The 1984-nt window shown below is 61.8% G+C and carries 3 protein-coding genes; 1 reads left to right on the top strand and 2 read right to left on the bottom strand.

The features are described 5' to 3' along the window. Positions 1–493, bottom strand: a 493-nt coding sequence (locus tag FS320_RS42355; RefSeq protein ID WP_152718520.1) for a DUF1428 family protein, incomplete at its 3' end; no start/stop codon positions are given. A 109-nt stretch (positions 494–602) separates the two neighbouring features. Between FS320_RS42355 and FS320_RS42350 the strand changes: the two genes are divergently transcribed. Then, positions 603–1253, top strand: coding sequence for a winged helix-turn-helix transcriptional regulator (locus tag FS320_RS42350; RefSeq protein WP_152718519.1), 651 nt, complete (start codon positions 603–605; stop codon positions 1251–1253). Positions 1254–1689: 436 nt separating this feature from the next. Here the strand turns inward: FS320_RS42350 and FS320_RS42345 are convergent. Further along, positions 1690–1984: UTRA domain-containing protein (locus tag FS320_RS42345; RefSeq protein WP_152718518.1), on the bottom strand; the 295-nt coding region annotated here is incomplete at its 5' end.

Below are 1984 nucleotides of genomic sequence, written 5' to 3'. Positions count from 1 at the left end.
CCCAGGCCTCGAGCACCCGGACCGCACCATACTCCTTAAACTTGCCGGCCATACGCTGGGCCAAAGCCAGGTAGTCCGCCTTCTTCTCCGACGGGACCGGCACGATGAAGCCATCGGTGTAGCCGGCCGTGCCCGAGCCACGCTCATCGACAATGGTGTCGAAGCCGCCGTAGATCATGCGCTTGCCGTCGAACGGCATGGCCGCGCCCATCTCCTTCATGCGCGGATCGCTCATCATCTTCTCGTTCGCGGCATCCCGCGCGGCCCGGTCGGGATATTCGAACCAGGCGAAGACCACCGCTTCGTCATCCTTGGCTTGGACCGACTTGCGGAAGTCGGTGACCTTGCCCTCCGGAACGTCGTCGCTCCAGCTTTCGACCATCCGAGTGGCCCCGAGTTCCCGGATCAGAGGTGCGAAGCCAGTGGCATGATCCACATACGCATCCTTATTGGCGATCGGCACCGCGACAATGAACCCTTCGATGTAGGTCATTTTCCGTTTCCTTCTTGCGTGCTGGGTTCAGGCATTCGACTCGTTGGCCCTTGAAGCATGACGCAGTGAGTTATACATTGCAACCGTGCAGTTAGAAAAAACAACCAAGATGCGACGAAGCGAGCCCAGGCGGGGATACGACGATGCCTGCGGGACGGCGCATGCGCTGGAGCTGATCGGGGAGCGCTGGGCGCTGCTGGTGCTGCGCGAGTTGCTGCTGGGCCCACGGCGGTTCTCCGACCTGCGGGCGGACCTGCCGGCGATCAGCGCCAATGTGCTGACCCAGCGGTTGAAAGAACTGGAAAGCCGCAGGTTGGTGCGGCGGCGCAAGCTCCCCCCGCCGGCCTCCGTGCAGGTCTATGAGGCGACCGAATGGGGGCTGGAGACGGCGCCGCTGATCCGCGAGATGGGGCGATGGGCGGCACGGTCGCCAGGGCATGATCCGACCCTGCCGCTGTCCGGCGTGTCGATCATGCTGTCCTTCACCGCCATGCTGGATGCCGAGCGCGCGAAAGGCTTCGCAGGCACCGTCGCGTTCCGTTTTGGCGAGATGGTCTATGTGGCCCGAGTCGCCAGCGGCGCTATCGAGATACGGCGCGGGGCAGCGGAAGAGGGCGCGGCGCTGATCGCTGGCGGGCCGACGGACGTTGCGGCGGTCGTCTACGGCGGCGCGGCGCTGGACTTGTTGCAGATCGAGGGAGACCGGAAGTTGGCCAAGCGGTTCCTATCGCTCTTCACCCTGCCGCCCAAGGCCCGTTGAGCCCCACTGTGACGGGGCTCGTTTCCAGGCAGACGTCCCCCGATGGCTGCTCAAAGTTCTCCCTTTCTTAGGTCCCAAGCATGAGAGCTTGTTGTCGAAAGGGGACATAAGCGATCATCTGAACGAACGTCCGTATTCAACCGCGCGGTCGTTGCCGCTGAGCGAGTGTAATGAGCACGACGTGGACGTATCCGCGGCGTGCCCACAAGGTCGGCTCTTGTGGCACTTCTCGGAAGTAGCGTCATGGTCGGGTCGTACGAGCAAAGCAGACGAGGGCGAAGATCTCCTCGCCAGCCGGATCTCTTGCTGCGTATCAACAACGACCTTCGTGCTGTTCAACAACTTTGACACGCAGAGGCCCTGTTCAGACATTCGCTCGATGACACTTGGCTCGGATGTAAATGTCTAAAAGCTTCCCGGCAAAGTCTGCCGAGTGTCAGTTCTGGAACATCACGAGTTCCACCCGATCCGCCAGAAACTTAGTTCTGATGAACTGCACCGGCTGCCCTTCGAGGTCCACATCGATCGCCTTACTGATCAGGACGACGGCATCGGCTGAGCAGCTCATTAGTTCGGCGTCCTTAGCGGATACGCGCTCTGCTGACAGGCGGGTCTCCCGGCGGCGATAGTCGACAACCCCTTCGCGCCGCAGAGCTTCGGTGATGGAACCGGTCTCGGCATAGGCCTCTATGATTCCGGGAAAACGCTCAGCCGAAAAGTATGATGTCGAG

The organism is Microvirga tunisiensis (assembly GCF_009296175.1).
Classification (GTDB): domain Bacteria; phylum Pseudomonadota; class Alphaproteobacteria; order Rhizobiales; family Beijerinckiaceae; genus Microvirga; species Microvirga tunisiensis.
This window is presented reverse-complemented; position numbering and strand designations above follow the sequence as displayed.

What these genes read in the sequence shown, in the direction of transcription:
- FS320_RS42350 (WP_152718519.1), top strand. Translation starts at nt 603, where the DNA reads ATGCGACGAAGCGAGCCCAGGCGGGGATACGACGATGCCTGCGGGACG.